Genomic DNA, 18,498 nt, shown 5'->3' on the forward strand with positions numbered 1-18,498 from the left:
GAATTTGACCTACTTCTAGTGGCAATAAGTTTTTGACCGAAGCGGACAAAAATCACTAACCATATGATAGGGAGCAAAATGTGGGTAAATCGGACGCGAGATTGTACAAAATCACACCACCCAATACAAGCGAAATGCAATGTCTTTATACATTTTTCGCATTTTGGGTTGACCCTGACACAAGCCTTACCTAGCATGAGGCACACTTGCTGATCAGCTTGGGACTATTTAGCTTCGGAAATTGCATGCAACCAATACAGATACACGATGTTGTGGCCAATGAATTTGGCCAAGTGAATGACTATATTGTGTCACAACTTAGTAGTGACATCCCTCTAATCGAGCAAATCGGCTACTACATTATTAGTAATGGCGGGAAACGATTGCGACCGCTGTTGGTTTTATTGGCGGCAAGAGCCAGCGCAGAACTAGATCAAACAAAACTTGATCAAGCCATTCAAATGGCCACTATCATTGAATTCATACACACATCGACACTATTACATGACGACGTGGTTGACGAATCGGATATGCGCCGCGGCAAAAAAACAGCGAACGAAGAATGGGGAAATGCGCCAAGCGTTTTAGTGGGCGACTTTCTTTACTCTCGCGCCTTCCAAATCATGGTAGATGTTGGCAGCATGCAATGCATGAGCATTTTAGCTAAAACGACCAATATTATTGCCGAAGGTGAGGTCCAGCAACTCATTAATTGCGGCGACCCAGATACGACAGAAGAAAGTTATTTAAAAGTTATCCAATACAAAACAGCAAAATTGTTCGAAGGTGCTGCACTTTGTGGCGCAGTTATATCCGGTGCCAGCACCGAGTATCAAATCGCTTTAAGAGATTTTGGAATGTATGTCGGAACCGCTTTTCAGCTAATTGATGACGTAATGGATTACACCAGTACCGCTGAAGAGATGGGCAAAAGTGTTGGCGACGACCTTGCTGAAGGAAAACCAACCCTACCGCTCATCTTCACCATGAAACATGGCTCTTCAGAGGCAGTGGAAAGAGTAAGGCAAGCAATATTAACCGGTGGCCTTGAGCAATTAGAGACGATTATAAATGATGTGCAAGGCTGCGGAGCTATTGAATACACGCAACAAAAAGCACAAGAACAAGCTGACCTCGCAATAAAAGCCATTGCCCCCTTGCCAAAGTCTGACTATAAGGCCGCACTTATTGCGCTTGCCAATGCTTCTGTGAAGCGCCGCAACTAGCTTTCAGAAAAAAAACGCCAAACATTGGGTTCACTTTAGACTGCAGACCCTGTTTGGCGCTTTTATATTAACTTTCCACTCTCGTTCTTCTTTAATATATCCAACACTACGCGCGCAGACTCAGCCGAATGCTGCTGCATAAAGCAATGACCTCCGTCGACCTCGACCACCTGAATATTCGGGTTCAGCTTTGCCGCCAATCGATATGCCTCTTTGAAATAATCAAACGTGTCTTTACCTTGAATAATGTAAGTAGGCACAGATATGTTAGCAATCGCAGCCCAAAGTCGCTTAGGGTAACTGGAAAAGATCTCCGCCTCCATCCATGATGGACACCCTAATTGGTAATGCCCTTTTTCATCATGTTTAATAGAAAATTCAATATAATCCTCTAGACATTCAGGTTTCCAGCCTTTGAACGTCCCCCTCTCAAAAAAATTACTTTTCACTTGAGCAAAACTTTCCCATTGGGTACGACGGCGACGAGCCTGTTTTACTAGGGGGATTTGGCTTTTTAAGCCTGCCAGCTTTACGCCACGCATCATCCAAATTAAGCGCGGCGGAAAAAGGGCAGGATCCAACAAAACCAATCGATCAAAAAGGGTTGGATCTTGCTCACTCATTAATGCGGTCATGCAACCACCAAAGCTGTGCCCAACACCAATCAACTCATTCTCAGGCAACACTTTTCGCTGCGCCCCCAACGACGCTCTAAAACGAGAAGCAGTGTCATTCCACCCGATAAAGCGCTTGCCTGCGGTCGACTCTCCATGACCGGCCGCATCTTGCAAAATCAAATTATAGCCTTCGAGCTTTTCTAAAAAATGCAAATACGTCTTTACCGCAAAGCCGTTACCATGAAGAAAATGTATCGTCGGCTGACTATTTTTCAATGGACCTAGGTAACCTTGTATATAACCGTCACCCACTTGATACTGCCAAGCCGCTAGGTTTATATTTCTTTGTGAAGACATAAAAGACTCTCAAAACAGCAAAAAAATTACGAACCGAATACTTTAACAGAAAAATATAATGGCGCATGCTAATAAAAAACCACCTTAAAACACGCCACATCCCCCTTCAGAACCCACAAAAGACCAACTACAATGTAAAAATGATCATTTTTCATGCAGCTAATTTGGTTTTTTTCCGTCCAAACATTCATATTAAGGTTTCAAACCGATATAATCAGTTGGATTTTCTACTGCAAACTGGACCACGACAATCCACCAGACTATTTTGAGTCATCGGCTGGATGTGGATATAGGACTATAATGACTACAGCTTCATCTTTTGAAAAAGACGAACTATTAAAATGCGGCCACGGTGAAATGTTTGGTGCAGGCAATGCCCAACTTCCTGTCGGCAATATGCTAATGATGGATCGCATTACTCACATCTCGACCGAAGGCGGGGAACACGGCAAAGGCGAAATTATTGCTGAGCTAGATATCAATCCTGACCTATGGTTTTTTGCGTGTCACTTCCCAGGAGATCCGGTTATGCCAGGTTGCCTTGGCTTAGACGCGATGTGGCAGCTAGTAGGATTTTTTCTAGGCTGGAAAGGAAATAAAGGGCGCGGGCGCGCACTGGGTTCTGGCGAAGTGAAATTCACTGGGCAAATCCTTCCAACAGCGAAAAAAGTTACCTTCCACATTAATCTTAAGCGTGTTATTGAGCGTAAGTTAGTGATGGGGATTGCAGACGGAAGTGTTAAAGTTGATGGTCGTGAAATTTACACAGCAAAAGACTTGCGTGTAGGCTTATTCACTTCAACTGATAACTTCTAAAGATTAAGAATGAAAGAGGCACATTTATGCGTCGTGTAGTAGTAACAGGTCTTGGCATTGTCAGCTGCCTAGGCAATGACAAAGAGAGCGTTCTAAACTCCTTACGCGAAGGCCAGTCTGGTATTCGTTTCGCTGAAGATTACAAAGAACATGGCTTTCGTAGCCACGTTTGTGGTCGTATTGATTTAGATTCAGAAAGGATTGATCGCAAAGTTCGCCGCTTCATGGGCGATGCTGCAACTTACGCTTACGTTTCTATGCAACAAGCCATTACAGATGCAGGTTTAACAGAAGACCAAGTATCCAATATTCGTACAGGCTTGGTTGCAGGATCTGGTGGCGCATCCGCTAAAAACCTTGTTGATTCCGCAGACACACTTCGAGAAAAAGGTGTGAAACGCGTTGGTCCATACCGTGTTACTCAAACTATGGGCAGTACTGTATCTGCTTGTTTGGCTACACCGTTCAAAATCAAAGGCGTTAACTACTCAATCACCTCAGCTTGCTCTACTAGTGCTCACTGTATTGGTAACGCAATGGAATTGATCCAGCTAGGCAAACAAGACATCGTTTTTGCCGGCGGCGGCGAAGAAGAAAGCTGGACTCAAACTTGTATGTTTGATGCCATGGGCGCCCTATCTTCAAAGTACAACGACACACCTGAAAAGGCATCACGCGCTTACGATGCAAACCGTGACGGTTTCGTTATTGCTGGCGGTGGCGGTATGCTAGTTATTGAAGAACTAGAACACGCTAAAGCTCGCGGTGCTAAAATCTACGCTGAATTAGTGGGTTACGGTGCAACGTCTGATGGCTATGACATGGTTGCTCCTTCTGGTGAAGGCGCAGTACGTTGTATGCAAATGGCAATGAGCACAATTGATGGCGACATTGATTACATTAACACTCATGGCACAAGTACTCCTGCTGGCGACATGAAAGAGCTACAAGCAGTCAACGAAACTTTCGGCGATAAAATCCCTCTGATTAGTTCGACTAAATCTTTGTCTGGTCACTCTCTAGGAGCAGCAGGCGTTCATGAAGCAATCTACTGCTTGCTAATGATGGAAAATAATTTCATCACCGCATCAGCAAACGTTGACGAGCTTGATGAAGCAGCAGGCAATATCCCTGTTGTCACAACTCGCAAAGATAATGCAGACTTGAACTTGATTATGTCTAACAGTTTTGGGTTTGGCGGCACTAACGCCAGCCTAGTATTCAAAAAATACTCTGCGTAAATAAAACACAAGTAACAAAAAAGCCGCATCAATGATGCGGCTTTTTTATGGCTTTAATTTAGACTTGGCTAATACAGGAAATCATTTCCTTTGGGGAGTTTCGCCATTTCAGCACGCATCCAAACATCCATCTCTTCATGTAATGCTGAGGTTTTCTTGCCTTCAGACTCGATAATAGGCCCAATAACAACACGGATAGCGCCAGGAAACTTACGCCAACGCTTACCAGGCCAAGTGTAACCAGCATTGTGTACCACAGGCAAAATAGGCACACCAGCAGATGTCGCTAACATGGCAGCGCCTTTGTTAAAGGCTTGCTCTGCATTAGGCGCGATTCGAGTGCCTTCAGGAAAAATTAGCACTGAACGGCCATCATCTAAACGCTCTTTACCCTGACTGATAATTTGCTTCAACGCATTGGTGCGCTGGGAACGGTCAATAGCAATAGGTTGAACCATGCGTAAGCCCCAACCAAAGAAAGGCACGGACAACAACTCTTTCTTCAATACCGTTGATACAGGTGCCATCAATACTTGCAGCACATAGGTTTCCCACTCGCTTTGGTGGTTTGCCACCAGCACAAATGGACGATTCTTATTGATATGCTCTAAACCAATAATTTCAACTTTCACACCACAAAAAACTCGAAAGACAAACAGCAAACCTTTGTTATGCAGATTTAAAACTGGCTGACGAAAATTCTTCGGTAACAAGACAGTCGCGAAAGGCGCAAGGACACCAAATATTATGGTGGATACCATATAGTAAATGGAAAATATTGTTGAGCCGATCCAAGATCTTGCTGACGCCCATATGCTCATTGACGGCTTACTCCCTATAACTATTTATTTAGATATTTTTGTTGCTGCTTCAATGGATTTGCATACATTGCCAACACGGTTTCTTTTAAACTGTCAGGGCATCGCTCAAGATAACTTGAGAATGCACTATCCGTTGAAGGTAAACCTTGCTGTAAGGCAAGTGCTGCCTCATTGGTAGACTGAATCGCATAGTTAGAAATAATTTGTCGATCTACTTCTGCAACAAACTCTTCAGGCGTTTCAAAGCCGTCTTTTATAACATCGCCAAAAGTTACGACAACCTTACCTTTTTGACCGACAATGCCGTTTTTGATGCTGTCTATGTCTTCAAACTCAGCTTTTTCATAATTGCCTGTTGTCGATTTTTGATGCAATTCACGCGCCTTATCAAAAGCGCACGGGTCATACTCATAAGCAATTGAAACAGGAACAATTTTCAAATTTGCCATCGCATCAGAAAAAGGCACTTTTTCTTTCTTCTGGCCCATGAAAAACATTTTTATGATCGCTGGGTCTGTTTGGTCCAAGCCATCTTTGGCACGGCCTTCCTTTTGCGCAATCCAGATATTGGCCTGATCTTTCGTTAACGACTCAGTAATATAAGCAGACAATTGACCAAACGCCGCCATCATCTCTCGAATACCATTCGCAGAACGCTTCACAATAAAGCTTTTATTAAGACGCATAAGGTCGGACACAAAAGGACGGCGCAACAGGTTATCACCGATAGCGATGCGCACCGTGTTCAGTCCAGCTAAGTACAAGCCATAGTTGACAAAAGCCGGATCCATAGCGATGTCTCTGTGATTTGACAAGAATAAATAGCCCACGCCTTTCTCTAGCTTTTCAATCCCCCGATATTCGACATTCGTCGTCGTGGTTTTTATCATGCGTTCCATGTAACTCGCGACGCGCATTTGAAACTCATGAACATTCGAAATATTACCAATCTGGCGTTTTAGCGCCAACTTGACACATAATGCCAATGGCGCTTTCAAAAACTTAGGCCATTGGGCAAAGCGAAAACCAATAATTGTATTAATAAAATCTGGCATTTCGACCAGGTTATTCAACACCTCGGCGACCTCATCGTCGTTGTAAGGGCGTATATCGTGAAACTGATCCATTTAATTTTCCGTCAGTAAGACTGTTTTGTTATTTGTTTTAAATGAGGCCTTTGCACGATAATGCACTCGTCATTTCGTACAAAGGTCTCAGTATTTTTATAGGGTCTGAATATCAAACCCAAGCGTTTCTAGCTCCGCGCGCTTGGACGTGGATGTAACCACAGCGACATTTTCATTTTCTTTGGTTAAATAGGTTTTCGTTACCTGCTTCAACTGCTCAAGCGTCACTGCTAATATCTTCGCTCGGAAGGCTTCTCTATAGGCTAGGCTACGACCATGTAAGTGTACATAGAAATCACTTTGCGCTTCACCTGCTGGCGAGCTTGGTTTATCCATCGAACCAATCACTCCTAAAATAGCTTCTTCAAGCGCATCTTCAGAGTGTGCTTCATTTAGCATCCATTCAATCGAAGCATCAAAGTCCGACAGGGTTTCTGTCAAACGAGGATCACGATAAGAATAGAAGCGGAATGATCCAGTACTGCCATCAAAGGTTGCGCCGCCACCGTAAGCCCCACCTTGCTCGCGAATCACGCGATGCAGGAAACCGTTACGTAAGAAACCACCTAACACGGTCAACGCTGCCACATCTGGGTGTTCGCCAAACGCCGTACGAAAGGCTTTACTGCAAAAGCTCACCTGAGTTGATGTCAACCAAGCAACATTCACTTTCGCGTCAACCGGCGCCATAGAGAATTTAGTCTGCGCGCTACCTGTCGGCAAGCCAGCAAACACAGACTGAACCTCGCTCAATAGATTTGCTTCATGCTGAGGCTCTGCGACCAGTAAAAGCTGCTTGTTCGCTTGCAATAGTTTTTCATGTAAACGTTTGAAGACTGCCAAGACATTATCAATAGTCTTACTGTCTGCTTTCATTGCATCATCTAATGCAATCGCAGAACGAATACCTGACATACCGCTCCAGTTTTCTTGTTGCGCAGCCAAACCAGAAATTGCACTAGACGCTGCCGTCATCGCCAGAGAGTGACCCTGACCAGTAATGGACTGTTCACGACGGGCACGACGATGGGCCACCAGCTCTTTCACGCGGCTTGCTTCGTCAAAACGTACATTAAGCATAGTATCTTTCAACAATTCGCTCATGGCTTTAACATTTGGCACCAAGGCTTTCGATGACAAAATAAAGTAGCCATTTAGCTCTTGGCGATCTTCAATCGTTGCACGAATAGAATTTGAAGCTCCTAATCCGCCACAAACTTGAGCTTGCCGCTCCTGAACAGTAAGGTAATCCTCTGCACCAATACCAAACTCAGTCATCATTGAAGAAAATAACGGCAAATATTCCGTCTCTTCTTCATCCAACTCAGGCAAATCAATGACTAACTGCTGGTAAACCAAACCATTCGTACCTTGCGGGTAGAAAGTAATTGGTAAATCACCTGCTACCTTTTCATTGTCATATTCTGGCAAACGCGCAGGCACATCTTCTAAGCCAACTTTCGGCAAAATACTCATGTCGTCCACTTGGGATTGACGAGCTTTCAATGCCGCGCTGCGAGCTATAATTTGCTGCTTATCAGCATCAGACAACGCGGCTTTGATCTGACTTAGACGATCTTTTTCTGCCTGATTTCGACGCGTTTCAAGAGCATCATCAGGGCTTAATGTGATCGTGACTCGGTGTGCATTGCTCAACAACAAGCTTTTAATCAAGTTCGGAATATATTGTTGATCCTGAACTTTCTCGCGCATTGCATTAATAACAGGATCAAGATCAAGCTGAGCAATCACATCTCCGGCATGAACCGCTGTCGACAAACCAGCCAAAATGAGCTGTAAACCATAAGGATAACTACCGCCACCAACTTCACGCTGGCTCAATTCTAATTGATGCAACATGGCATCAACCATATCTTGAGGTACCCCTTTTTCAGCAATACTTTCCAAGGTCGACAATACCAAGGCTTCAACCTTAGGGGCATCCTCTCGTTTCACGCCTTCCAATCCGCACATGAAGCTCATTTCTTTGTTACTGTCTTCAAGACCACATAGTGGGGATGGTGCACGGCCAAGGTCGCTATTCTCTAAGACTCGCATCAAAGGTGACGCACTGTTGTCCAGCAAGACACTAGACAATAACTGCGCCTCGAACTGTTGGTTTAGATCTGTACTTTCACCCAACAACCAACCAACCACAACATGGCTGCCATCTTCCTTTACTTCATCTGCTGCGTAACCTTCTTCTACTCGCACTGGTGAGAAGTAACGCTTCGCGTTCGGCACACTCACTTGCTCTTCCAAGCGCTCAAATCGATTTAGAACCTTATCTTCAAATTCGGCTTGTAGTGTTTCTGCAGGAATATCGCCAAACGTCATGAATACCGCATTGGAAGGATGATAATGCGTGCGGTAAAACGCCAAAAGATCTTGATAAGACAAATCAGGAATATCCGCTGGCTCGCCACCGGAGTTGAAATGATAAGTATTATTCGGAAACAAATATTTAGTTAGCGTTTGCCATAATACCGACGTCGTTGAGCTCATCGCACCTTTCATTTCATTGAACACAACACCTTTGAATGTCAATTCTGACTCGGCGTTATCTGGCTCAGCGAATTCTAAGCGATGACCTTCTTGGGAGAAATCCAATTCATCTAAACGAGAAAAGAACACCGCATCCAGATACACACCCAATAGGTTATGGAAGTCTTTCTTGTTTTTACTGGCAAATGGGTAAGCCGTCCAATCAGAGGAGGTAAACGCGTTCATAAAAGTATTCAACGAACGGCGAATCATCATGAAAAAAGGATCGCGTACAGGAAAACGCTCAGAACCACACAATACGGTGTGTTCAAGAATGTGAGCGACGCCACAAGAATCCGTTGGAACGGTTTTTAAACCAACTAAGAAGACATTTTCGTCATTCTCAGACGCGATATGAAAATGTTTAGCGCCCGTGACAGTGTGCTCAAACTCTTGAACGGTAACATTCAGAGCATCGATAAATTCACTGCGAAGAAACGTAAACGCAGGATGGTGCGCGGTGCTATTTGCCATTCTCTACCTCGATAAAATTAGAATACGATAATTACAATGTTTTGGGGCAGCTTGGAGACATTCAAGACAGCATAAGTCCAAGACAGCAAAGTGGCGGGATTATAGCAAAAACATGGCTTTTACTGCACGAACTAACGTGATTCCACATGTAAGGCGACACCGCACTCTAACGCTTCTGATGTTTTTCCCAGTCATCCAAGCGTGCTTTTTCCGTCTTTTTGAACAACACATACACAGCCCCCAAACCACCATGATGTCTTTGCGCACTATGAAACGCCATAACAGCGTCCAACTCTCTCAACCATTTATTAATATGACTTTTAATCATGGCTTGGCTGTCCGGATCAGGCGTACGATCACCTTTGCCATGCACAATAATAGCAACGCGAATGTCATTACGCATGCAATCATCAGCAAATTGATATACCTGCTCCCGCGCCTGAGCCACGGTATGGCGATGCAAATCTAAGCGTGCCTCTATGCCATACTTGCCCTGCCTAAGACGTTTAAATACGCCATCTTGCACACCTGAACGCTTATATTCCAACACATCATTGGGCTCGACCTTTTCCACATAGTCTTGTGACAAATGATTCCTGTCCGCCTCTTTAGCGATCAGCGCCGCCTTTTGGCGAGCGGAAAAGTCAACCTGAGGGCCTTTCTTGCCCAGATACACTTCGCTTTTTTTAAGTGGCTTAATACCCGCCACCTCTTGCGCGAACAAAGACGTTTCATCTTCGTCGTTCACAACTTTATCCTCTTTGATTAACTTAGCTTGTTTAACACACCACTATAGAACAATAAAGGCCCCTAAAAGGAGCCTTTATTACTTTAATGGTCGTAAAACATGTCAGTTTTAAAACGGAATATCATCATCAAAGTCATCAAAGTTTGGCGCTTGCTGAGGTTTTGGCTCAGGCGCTGGTGCGCGTTGAGGCGCAGGCTGTGGAGCACGTTGTTGCGGCGCGGCTTGAGCAGGAGCTTGCTGTGGAGCATTCCCCCAGCTACCAAAAGACTGTGGCGCTGCTTGTTGTGGAGCCGCCTGCTGCGGTGCAGCTTGCTGTGGCGCTTGGCCATAACCGCCACCTTGAGGCTGATTAAAACCGCCTTGAGGTGCATGCTGCTGTGGAGCCTGTTGCGCTGGTGCTTGGCCATATCCACCTTGTTGAGGAGCAGACTGTTGAGGTGCATTGCCGTAACCGCCACCACCTTGCATAGAGTCATAACCACCACTTTGCTGTCCAGAGTTATCGCCACGTCCGTCAAGCAATTGCATTTCGTTGGCTACGATTTCAGTTGTGTAGCGCTTAATGCCGTCTTTTTCCCACTCACGAGTTCGCAATGAACCTTCTACGTAGACTTTAGAGCCTTTCTTAATAAAGTCGCCTGCGATTTGACCAAGGCGGAAATTACCACGATCCATGAAGGCAACACGGTGCCATTCCGTACGCTCTTGCATTTGACCAGTTTGCTTGTCGCGCCAGCTTTCTGTTGTCGCTAAGTTAACGTTTGCAACCGCTGCGCCAGATGGCATGAAACGCACTTCGGCATCGTTGCCCGCGTTTCCGATCAAGATTACTTTGTTTATTCCACGTGCCATGACGTTCTTCTCCAACTAAAAGATAGAATAGTGTTTTACTTAAAGACGCACTTGCGGCGCTAAACGCACCAGAGCATCTTTATCTAATATTTTTTTATCGATCTTCAGATAAGCCGTTTGCTCATCTTTAAAAATTTGCATACCTTCCACTCCTTGGATTTGCTCAAGTTGATCTGCCAACCTAGTTACTTCTTCATCAGTCATATTGGGCAGGCTAAACGCCAAACTACTTAACGAACGAGGCGCTGGCTGGATAGCACAAACAAGTGACCATGCCAAAAACACCACGCCGACAACCCAAAAGACACCGCTGTTTGCATGATGTTGCAGCAACCAACCGCCGCCAACACCACCCAAAAAAGATCCCATAAATTGATGGGTAGAGAACACACCCATTGCTGTACCACGATAACCCACAGGCGCCAACTTACTTATAAGAGACGGCAGTACAGCTTCTAGTGAGTTGAAGCCAACAAAATAGACCCACAACAATACCCCAAATACCCAAAGGTACGGAGCCCATTGCAGCAATATTGAGCTTAAACCTAACAAAACCATCACGGCGATTAACACGCCTTTTGTCTTGCCTTTTGACTCAGCAATAATCACTAATGGTAGCATACCTGCGAAAGCAAAACTCATGATCGCTAAGTAAAGCCAGCTATGCTCTGACAAGGGTAAATCAAATTGCTGAATCAACAAATTTGGCACAGTGACAAACAACGCCGTTAGGCTTGCATGCAACAATAAAACACTGACATTAAGGAACCGCAGTTTCGAGTCTTTCAGCACCAAACCAAGAGCCTTAAGGCTCGGGGTCGTATCACGTTTAAAGGTGTGCTGGACAATATTCGGCACAGCAAAAATGATCAAGAGTATGCCCAGTAAAGATAATGCAAAAGACAAATAAAACAGTCCCGAAAGACCAATTAAAGCAAAAATCCAAGGCCCTAGTACCAAAGACAACATAAACGAGGCGCCAATACTAATACCAACAATCGCCATGGCTTTAGTGCGGTTTTGCTCTCTTGTGACGTCACTCAATAACGCCATCAAGGTACTGGCAATAGCACCAGCACCCTGAATTGCTCGACCGACAATCAAGGTATTGATATCAGTGGCATTAGCACAGATCAAACTCCCTACAGCAAACAGCAACAGTCCGATCACAATGACACGTTTACGGCCAATTTTATCCGACCACATGCCCATCGGAATCTGCAAGCTCGCTTGAGTCAGGCCATAGATACCGATCGCTGTACCAATTAACGCGGCATCAGCCCCAGTCAGCCCATCAGCTGCCACACTAATGACGGGCATAATAAGAAACAAGCCCAACATTCTGAATAAATAGATCAGTGCTAAAGCAAGAACTGAACGACGTTCAAGTAGATCCATAAGGAGGTTTCAACCGTTTAACTAGGTGGTTAAGAAAAAAGATTGTCAATTTTACAAAAAATACCGTTGAAGCTCCATTTCAACTACTGTAAAAATAGACAGTTATTTAATTTACTGACAGATTTCTATCTGTTGATCGACTTCACATTGGAGACTCATGGATACCATTACCATACGCGGGGCCCGCACACACAATTTAAAAAATGTGGACCTAGACATCCCAAGAGACAAACTTGTGGTGATTACTGGCCTATCCGGCTCAGGTAAATCCTCTCTCGCCTTTGACACTTTATACGCCGAAGGACAACGTCGCTATGTAGAATCCCTTTCGACATACGCTAGACAGTTTTTGTCCATGATGGAAAAACCAGACATAGACCACATTGAAGGCCTTTCTCCTGCTATTTCAATCGAGCAAAAATCAACTTCTCATAACCCACGATCAACAGTCGGTACAATAACAGAAATATACGATTATCTACGATTGTTATTTGCCCGCGCAGGACAACCACGCTGCCCAGATCATGGTGAGCCATTAGAGGCGCAAACCATATCACAAATGGTCGATAAAGTTATATCGCTCCCAGAAGAAACTAAGATGATGCTGCTAGCCCCTATCGTCAAAGATCGAAAAGGTGAGCACTTACATACCATTAGTGATCTGCTTTCTAAGGGGTTTATTCGCGCTAGAATTGATGGCATTGTCGTTGATCTAGACGATGCGCCAATATTAGAAAAAAATAAGAAACATACTATTGAAGTGGTCATTGACCGCTTTAAGGTACGTTCTGACCTCCAACTGCGCTTGGCAGAGTCTTTCGAAACTTGCCTTGGTCTCTCTGATGGTATCGCCAAAGTCATCAATATGGATGACGAAAAAGAAGAATATATTTTCTCTAGTAAATTTGCCTGTCCAGTTTGTGGCTACAGCTTAACCGAACTAGAGCCTCGACTTTTTTCGTTCAACAACCCAAATGGCGCTTGTCAGACTTGTGACGGTTTAGGCACTCATCAGATGTTCGATCCAGATCGAATCATTCAAGACGAGACACTCACACTTGCTGAAGGTGCCATCCGAGGCTGGGGCCGACGTAGCATCTTTTATTATCAACAACTGAGTGCGCTAGCGAAACATTACGGATTCGACATTGAGTCAAGATATAAAGACATTCCTAGTGACTTTAAAAAGCGAATTCTGCATGGCTCAGGAAAAGACAAGATAGATTTCATTTACATCAATGAACGTGGCGATAAAATGACGCGCTCACACTCATTTGAAGGCGTTATTCCAAACCTACAGCGCCGCTACCATGAAACAGAATCGGACAGCGTACGTGACGACCTCTCACAATACATCAGCATTCAGCCTTGTCCAGATTGTCATGGCTCTCGATTGAATCGATCCGCTCGTAACGTCTTCATTGCTGAGCAAACGCTTCCAGAAGTGGTGACTTATCCAATCGCAGAATGCTTGAAGTATTTCGAAACACTAGAGCTTCCAGGGTCACGCGGTGAAATCGCCTCTAAAATCCTTAAAGAGATTCGTGACCGCTTAACCTTCTTGGTAAACGTAGGCTTGGACTATCTAACTTTAGACCGTAAAGCAGACTCATTATCAGGCGGTGAAGCACAGCGAATCAGACTTGCTAGCCAAATAGGTGCCGGCCTAGTAGGCGTAATGTACATCCTAGATGAGCCTTCCATTGGTCTGCATCAACGCGATAATGAACGACTCATCGCCACACTAACCAGACTCCGAGATTTGGGAAATACCGTTATTGTGGTAGAGCATGATGAAGACGCGATTCGTATTGCAGACTTTGTTGTCGATATTGGCCCAGGCGCTGGTGTTCACGGTGGTCAAATCATTGCAAGTGGCACACCTCAGGATATTATGGATTGTCCTGAATCCGTTACTGGGCAATTCCTAACGGGCAAACGTAAAATTGAAATACCTCCCATTCGCCATCAAGCAAAAGACAAACAATTCCTCAAGCTGATAGGCGCAACAGGCAATAACTTAAATACTGTTGATCTCAACATCCCTGTTGGAGTAATGACCTGTATAACCGGCGTTTCAGGTTCTGGTAAGTCGACTCTAGTAAATGGCACTCTATATCCTCTTGCTGCAACGGCACTCAATGGCGCAACCACATTAAAAGCGGCACCACACGAGCGTATAGAGGGACTAGATTTATTCGACAAGTGTGTAGACATTGACCAAAGCCCTATTGGTCGGACGCCAAGATCCAACCCTGCTACCTACACGGGTATTTTTACTCCAATGAGAGAGCTCTTCTCGGCAACACAAGAGTCTCGTTCACGTGGTTATAAACCGGGCAGATTCAGTTTTAACGTCAAAGGCGGCCGCTGTGAGGCCTGCCAAGGTGATGGTGTCATTAAAGTAGAAATGCACTTTCTTCCTGACGTCTATGTGCCATGTGATACCTGCAAAGGCAAACGCTACAATCGTGAAACATTAGAGATCCATTACAAAGGCAAGAACATTCACGAGTGCTTAGATATGACGATTGAAGATGCTCGAGAGTTTTTTGATCCAGTCCCTTCTATTGCAAGAAAACTGCAAACCTTAATGGATGTGGGCTTAGGTTACATCCGCCTTGGGCAAGCAGCCACAACGCTGTCTGGTGGCGAAGCACAGCGGGTTAAACTCGCAAAAGAACTATCTAAACGCGACACAGGCACAACGCTCTACATTTTAGATGAGCCGACAACAGGACTACACTTTGCGGATATAGAACAACTGCTCAAAGTGCTTCATCGCCTAAGAGATCACGGCAATACAGTCGTTGTCATTGAACACAACCTTGATGTAATAAAAACTGCTGATTGGATTGTTGACTTAGGCCCAGAAGGGGGCAGCGGTGGCGGCTACATTGTCGCTGAAGGAACGCCGGAAGAAGTTGCTCAAGCTGAAAAATCTCATACTGGTCGCTTCTTAAAACAAATGCTTAATTAGCCCTTAGTCAAAAATAAAATACCCGAGAAAAGCTTAACTTTTTCGGGTATTTTTTTGTGTCTGACTATCATATCAGGTAATTTTTTTGCAAAAAAAAGCCGAGCTAATAGCTCGGCTTTTTATTACAAACTGATATTACTCAGCGGCTTCTGTAACTGGACGATCGACCAATTCAACATAAGCCATAGGTGCGTTGTCACCTGTGCGGAAGCCACATTTTAGAATGCGAACATAACCACCAGGGCGAGCTTGGTAACGAGGACCAAGTTCTGAGAACAATTTACCTACTGCATCTTTGCTACGAGTACGAGCAAAGGCAAGGCGACGATTCGCAACAGAATCAACTTTCGCCAATGTGATCAAAGGCTCAGCAACACGACGCAATTCTTTAGCTTTCGGCAACGTAGTTTTAATAACTTCGTGTTCGAACAAAGAAGCAGCCATGTTTTTAAACATCGCTTTACGATGTGAGCTAGTACGGTTTAAGTGACGTCCACTCTTACGATGACGCATTTTACATTCCTTACCAAACTACGGTGGTCAGGGAACAATGACCTAGCGAGCTAGAACTTTGCTATCGTCTTTCAAACTAGCCGGTGGCCAATTCTCTAAACGCATTCCCAAAGACAAACCACGCTGTGCTAAAACATCTTTGATTTCAGTTAACGACTTCTTACCTAGGTTAGGCGTCTTAAGAAGCTCAACCTCAGTACGTTGAATCAAATCACCGATGTAATAAATGTTCTCTGCTTTTAAACAGTTAGCACTGCGAACGGTCAATTCAAGATCATCAACCGGGCGTAGCAAAATTGGATCAATCTCATCCTCTTCTTCTACAACAGGTGCTTCGCTTTCGCTTTCAAGGGCGACAAAAACCGCGATTTGCTGTTGTAAAATAGTCGCTGCACGACGAATTGCTTCTTCAGGGTCGATAGTACCATTAGATTCGATGTCTAAGACTAGCTTATCTAAATCTGTACGCTGCTCTACACGAGCATTATCGACACTGTACGCAACACGGCGAACAGGGCTGAATGAGGCATCCAGTTGCAAGCGACCGATTGGACGAGTCTCATCGTCGCCAGCAACACGAGCATCAGCAGGCTCATAACCACGGCCACGAGCGACTTTGATCTGCATAGTTAACTCTGCAGTGTCATCCAAGTGCGCAATAACATGATCCGGGTTAGCGATCTCTGCATCAGCAACCAACTGGATATCTCCAGCTGTTACGATACCAGGACCTTTTTTACTTAGAGTAAGAGTTGCTTCATCTTGCCCGTGTAGAGCGATCGCAACTCCTTTCAGGTTAAGAAGAATTTCAATTACATCTTCTTTAACCCCTTCGATTGCGCTGTATTCGTGTAATACACCGTCGATTTCGACTTCAACAATCGCACAACCTGGCATTGAAGAAAGCAGGATACGGCGCAGTGCGTTACCTAAAGTATGACCAAAACCACGTTCTAGTGGTTGCAGTGTAACTTTAGCGCGACAGTTGCCTAATTCCTGAACTTCAATGTTGCGTGGGGTTAACAATTCGCTCACTGAACGCTGCATAGATCCACCTATTTCTTAATCCTAATCACCGACTTACTTAGAGTAAAGTTCGACAATTAGGTTCTCATTAATTTCAGCTGATAAATCGGCACGTTCTGGAACAGCTTTGTAAGTTGCTTCCAGTTTAGTTGAATCAACTTCGATCCAATGGATCGGTGCACGACCTTTAGATAGCTCTAGTGCGCTTTGTACACGCAATTGCTTCTTAGCTTTTTCACGGATAGACACAACGTCACCAGCTTTAACTTGGTAAGACGGAATGTTAACCGTAGCGCCATTAACTAGAATGCCTTTATGGCCAACTAGCTGACGAGCTTCTGCACGTGTAGAACCAAAACCTGCGCGGTATACAACGTTATCTAAACGTGATTCCAAAAGTTGCAGAAGGTTTTCACCAGTTGCACCTTTAAGACGAGCAGCAGATTTGTAGTAATTACGAAATTGCTTTTCAAGAACGCCGTACATACGACGTACTTTTTGTTTCTCACGTAATTGTAAGCCGTAATCAGAAAGACGACCGCGACGTGCACCGTGCACACCAGGAACCGTTTCTACTTTACATTTCGACTCAAGAGCGCGTGAACCGCTCTTCAATTGCAAGTCGGTACCTTCACGACGAGACAACTTACAAGTTGGACCTATATAACGAGCCATGTATCTGTCTCCTCAATTAAACGCGACGTTTCTTAGGTGGACGACAACCGTTGTGCGGAATTGGCGTCACATCTGTGATGTTATTGATACGCAAGCCCAATGCATTTAATGCACGAACTGCGGACTCACGACCAGGACCAGGGCCCTTAATCATTACGTCAACGTTTTTAAGGCCGAACTCTTGTGCGACAGTACCGGCACGTTCCGCTGCTACTTGAGCTGCGAAAGGAGTACTTTTACGAGATCCGCGAAAACCAGAACCACCGGCAGTAGCCCAAGACAAAGCATTGCCTTGGCGGTCAGTGATAGTCACGATCGTGTTATTAAATGACGCGTGTACATGAGCAACACCGTCGACGACCGTCTTTTTGACTTTTTTCTTGGTGTTGCGCGTAGCTGGCTTAGCCATATTGCACTTTCCTATTTAATGCTCAGCTCTAGCAAACTTGTGGCTAGAGCGAAACGCGTTTAAATTACTTACGAATAGGCTTACGAGGGCCTTTTCGTGTACGAGCGTTCGTTTTGGTACGTTGACCACGAACTGGTAGGCTGCGGCGATGACGAATCCCGCGATTACAACCTAGGTCCATCAAACGTTTGATAGACATACTGACTTCACGACGTAAGTCACCCTCTACAGTATACTTAGCAACTTCGCCACGAAGTTCATCAAGGATATCATCACTTAATGAACCGATTTTCGCAGTTTCAGCAACACCTGTAGCAGCGCAGATAGCGCGTGAACGAGTGCGACCAATTCCGAAGATGTAAGTCAGAGAAATGACCGCATGTTTATTGTCAGGAATATTGACACCGGCTATACGAGCCATTCACTTTACTCCGTTGTTATTGATGATTATATGTTAATTCATCACTTTACTATCATGAGGGCGGCTGATTATGCCTATCTTTAGGACATAAATCAACCACCCTTTCCCATCATCGAGCGAACTCGCTATTAACCTTGACGCTGTTTGTGACGAGGCTCAATGCAAATCACTCGAACTGAACCGTTACGACGAACGATTTTGCAGTTACGACAGATTTTCTTTACAGATGCACGTACTTTCATGTTCAACTCCA

17 protein-coding genes are annotated in these 18,498 nt (G+C 44.7%); 4 read left to right on the plus strand and 13 right to left on the minus strand.

Features of this window, described 5'->3' with window-relative positions:
* Positions 1–245: 245 nt before the first annotated feature.
* On the plus strand, positions 246–1,226 hold the full coding sequence (gene ispB, locus KDW99_RS19260; RefSeq protein ID WP_255827114.1) for an octaprenyl diphosphate synthase: 981 nt from the start codon (positions 246–248) through the stop codon (positions 1,224–1,226).
* A 62-nt stretch (positions 1,227–1,288) separates the two neighbouring features.
* Here ispB and KDW99_RS19265 read toward each other — a convergent pair whose 3' ends face one another.
* The gene (locus KDW99_RS19265; protein WP_255827115.1) at positions 1,289–2,200 is read right to left on the minus strand and encodes an alpha/beta fold hydrolase; all 912 of its coding nucleotides are present in this window, start codon (positions 2,198–2,200) and stop codon (positions 1,289–1,291) included.
* A 300-nt stretch (positions 2,201–2,500) separates the two neighbouring features.
* Between KDW99_RS19265 and fabA the strand changes: the two genes are divergently transcribed.
* The gene (gene fabA / locus KDW99_RS19270; RefSeq protein ID WP_113918305.1) at positions 2,501–3,016 is read left to right on the plus strand and encodes a 3-hydroxyacyl-[acyl-carrier-protein] dehydratase FabA; all 516 of its coding nucleotides are present in this window, start codon (positions 2,501–2,503) and stop codon (positions 3,014–3,016) included.
* 26 nt (positions 3,017–3,042) lie between these two features.
* Positions 3,043–4,257, plus strand: a complete 1,215-nt coding sequence (gene fabB, locus KDW99_RS19275; RefSeq protein WP_255827116.1) for a beta-ketoacyl-ACP synthase I — start codon at positions 3,043–3,045, stop codon at positions 4,255–4,257.
* A gap of 68 nt (positions 4,258–4,325) precedes the next feature.
* Here fabB and KDW99_RS19280 read toward each other — a convergent pair whose 3' ends face one another.
* The 6 genes from KDW99_RS19280 to KDW99_RS19305 form a co-directional block, all read right to left on the minus strand.
* Positions 4,326–5,078 (minus strand): lysophospholipid acyltransferase family protein, encoded by a 753-nt coding sequence (locus tag KDW99_RS19280; protein ID WP_255827117.1) that lies wholly within the window; start codon positions 5,076–5,078, stop codon positions 4,326–4,328.
* 20 nt (positions 5,079–5,098) lie between these two features.
* The gene (locus tag KDW99_RS19285; protein ID WP_255827118.1) at positions 5,099–6,205 is read right to left on the minus strand and encodes a 1-acyl-sn-glycerol-3-phosphate acyltransferase; all 1,107 of its coding nucleotides are present in this window, start codon (positions 6,203–6,205) and stop codon (positions 5,099–5,101) included.
* A gap of 96 nt (positions 6,206–6,301) precedes the next feature.
* Entirely contained in the window at positions 6,302–9,223 is a 2,922-nt protein-coding gene (locus tag KDW99_RS19290) for an insulinase family protein (RefSeq protein WP_255827119.1), read from the minus strand.
* A 166-nt stretch (positions 9,224–9,389) separates the two neighbouring features.
* Positions 9,390–9,971, minus strand: coding sequence for a DNA endonuclease SmrA (gene smrA / locus KDW99_RS19295; protein WP_255827120.1), 582 nt, complete (start codon positions 9,969–9,971; stop codon positions 9,390–9,392).
* Positions 9,972–10,079: 108 nt separating this feature from the next.
* On the minus strand, positions 10,080–10,823 hold the full coding sequence (gene ssb, locus KDW99_RS19300; protein WP_255827121.1) for a single-stranded DNA-binding protein: 744 nt from the start codon (positions 10,821–10,823) through the stop codon (positions 10,080–10,082).
* A gap of 39 nt (positions 10,824–10,862) precedes the next feature.
* Positions 10,863–12,221 (minus strand): MFS transporter, encoded by a 1,359-nt coding sequence (locus KDW99_RS19305; RefSeq protein WP_255827122.1) that lies wholly within the window; start codon positions 12,219–12,221, stop codon positions 10,863–10,865.
* 157 nt (positions 12,222–12,378) lie between these two features.
* Here KDW99_RS19305 and uvrA point away from each other — a divergent pair, with 157 nt between their 5' ends.
* Positions 12,379–15,201 carry an excinuclease ABC subunit UvrA gene (gene uvrA, locus KDW99_RS19310; protein WP_255827123.1) on the plus strand — a complete coding sequence of 941 codons (2,823 nt, stop codon included), beginning with the start codon at positions 12,379–12,381 and terminating at the stop codon, positions 15,199–15,201.
* A gap of 135 nt (positions 15,202–15,336) precedes the next feature.
* Here uvrA and rplQ read toward each other — a convergent pair whose 3' ends face one another.
* The 6 genes from rplQ to rpmJ all read right to left on the minus strand — a co-directional run bounded on the left by rplQ (position 15,337) and on the right by rpmJ (position 18,487).
* Positions 15,337–15,714 carry a 50S ribosomal protein L17 gene (rplQ, locus tag KDW99_RS19315; RefSeq protein ID WP_113918294.1) on the minus strand — a complete coding sequence of 126 codons (378 nt, stop codon included), beginning with the start codon at positions 15,712–15,714 and terminating at the stop codon, positions 15,337–15,339.
* 42 nt (positions 15,715–15,756) lie between these two features.
* On the minus strand, positions 15,757–16,761 hold the full coding sequence (locus KDW99_RS19320) for a DNA-directed RNA polymerase subunit alpha (protein WP_111608644.1): 1,005 nt from the start codon (positions 16,759–16,761) through the stop codon (positions 15,757–15,759).
* 33 nt (positions 16,762–16,794) lie between these two features.
* Positions 16,795–17,415 (minus strand): 30S ribosomal protein S4, encoded by a 621-nt coding sequence (gene rpsD / locus KDW99_RS19325; protein ID WP_114412695.1) that lies wholly within the window; start codon positions 17,413–17,415, stop codon positions 16,795–16,797.
* 16 nt (positions 17,416–17,431) lie between these two features.
* Positions 17,432–17,824 carry a 30S ribosomal protein S11 gene (gene rpsK, locus KDW99_RS19330; protein ID WP_012071913.1) on the minus strand — a complete coding sequence of 131 codons (393 nt, stop codon included), beginning with the start codon at positions 17,822–17,824 and terminating at the stop codon, positions 17,432–17,434.
* Positions 17,825–17,888: 64 nt separating this feature from the next.
* Complete coding sequence (gene rpsM, locus KDW99_RS19335) at positions 17,889–18,245, minus strand: 30S ribosomal protein S13 (protein ID WP_013797821.1); 357 nt, start codon at positions 18,243–18,245, stop codon at positions 17,889–17,891.
* Between the two features lie 128 nt (positions 18,246–18,373).
* Positions 18,374–18,487, minus strand: coding sequence for a 50S ribosomal protein L36 (rpmJ, locus tag KDW99_RS19340; protein ID WP_110577380.1), 114 nt, complete (start codon positions 18,485–18,487; stop codon positions 18,374–18,376).
* Between the last annotated feature and the right edge of the window lie 11 nt (positions 18,488–18,498).

Origin of the sequence: Marinomonas rhizomae, from assembly GCF_024397855.1 — a bacterium.
Taxonomy (GTDB): Bacteria; Pseudomonadota; Gammaproteobacteria; order Pseudomonadales; family Marinomonadaceae; genus Marinomonas; species Marinomonas rhizomae_A.

What these genes read in the sequence shown, in the direction of transcription:
- ispB (WP_255827114.1), top strand. Translation starts at nt 246, where the DNA reads ATGCAACCAATACAGATACACGATGTTGTGGCCAATGAATTTGGCCAA.
- KDW99_RS19265 (WP_255827115.1), bottom strand. Translation starts at nt 2,200, where the DNA reads ATGTCTTCACAAAGAAATATAAACCTAGCGGCTTGGCAGTATCAAGTG.
- fabA (WP_113918305.1), top strand. Translation starts at nt 2,501, where the DNA reads ATGACTACAGCTTCATCTTTTGAAAAAGACGAACTATTAAAATGCGGC.
- fabB (WP_255827116.1), top strand. Translation starts at nt 3,043, where the DNA reads ATGCGTCGTGTAGTAGTAACAGGTCTTGGCATTGTCAGCTGCCTAGGC.
- KDW99_RS19280 (WP_255827117.1), bottom strand. Translation starts at nt 5,078, where the DNA reads ATGAGCATATGGGCGTCAGCAAGATCTTGGATCGGCTCAACAATATTT.
- KDW99_RS19285 (WP_255827118.1), bottom strand. Translation starts at nt 6,205, where the DNA reads ATGGATCAGTTTCACGATATACGCCCTTACAACGACGATGAGGTCGCC.
- KDW99_RS19290 (WP_255827119.1), bottom strand. Translation starts at nt 9,223, where the DNA reads ATGGCAAATAGCACCGCGCACCATCCTGCGTTTACGTTTCTTCGCAGT.
- ssb (WP_255827121.1), bottom strand. Translation starts at nt 10,823, where the DNA reads ATGGCACGTGGAATAAACAAAGTAATCTTGATCGGAAACGCGGGCAAC.
- KDW99_RS19305 (WP_255827122.1), bottom strand. Translation starts at nt 12,221, where the DNA reads ATGGATCTACTTGAACGTCGTTCAGTTCTTGCTTTAGCACTGATCTAT.
- uvrA (WP_255827123.1), top strand. Translation starts at nt 12,379, where the DNA reads ATGGATACCATTACCATACGCGGGGCCCGCACACACAATTTAAAAAAT.
- rplQ (WP_113918294.1), bottom strand. Translation starts at nt 15,714, where the DNA reads ATGCGTCATCGTAAGAGTGGACGTCACTTAAACCGTACTAGCTCACAT.
- KDW99_RS19320 (WP_111608644.1), bottom strand. Translation starts at nt 16,761, where the DNA reads ATGCAGCGTTCAGTGAGCGAATTGTTAACCCCACGCAACATTGAAGTT.
- rpsD (WP_114412695.1), bottom strand. Translation starts at nt 17,415, where the DNA reads ATGGCTCGTTATATAGGTCCAACTTGTAAGTTGTCTCGTCGTGAAGGT.
- rpsK (WP_012071913.1), bottom strand. Translation starts at nt 17,824, where the DNA reads ATGGCTAAGCCAGCTACGCGCAACACCAAGAAAAAAGTCAAAAAGACG.
- rpsM (WP_013797821.1), bottom strand. Translation starts at nt 18,245, where the DNA reads ATGGCTCGTATAGCCGGTGTCAATATTCCTGACAATAAACATGCGGTC.
- rpmJ (WP_110577380.1), bottom strand. Translation starts at nt 18,487, where the DNA reads ATGAAAGTACGTGCATCTGTAAAGAAAATCTGTCGTAACTGCAAAATC.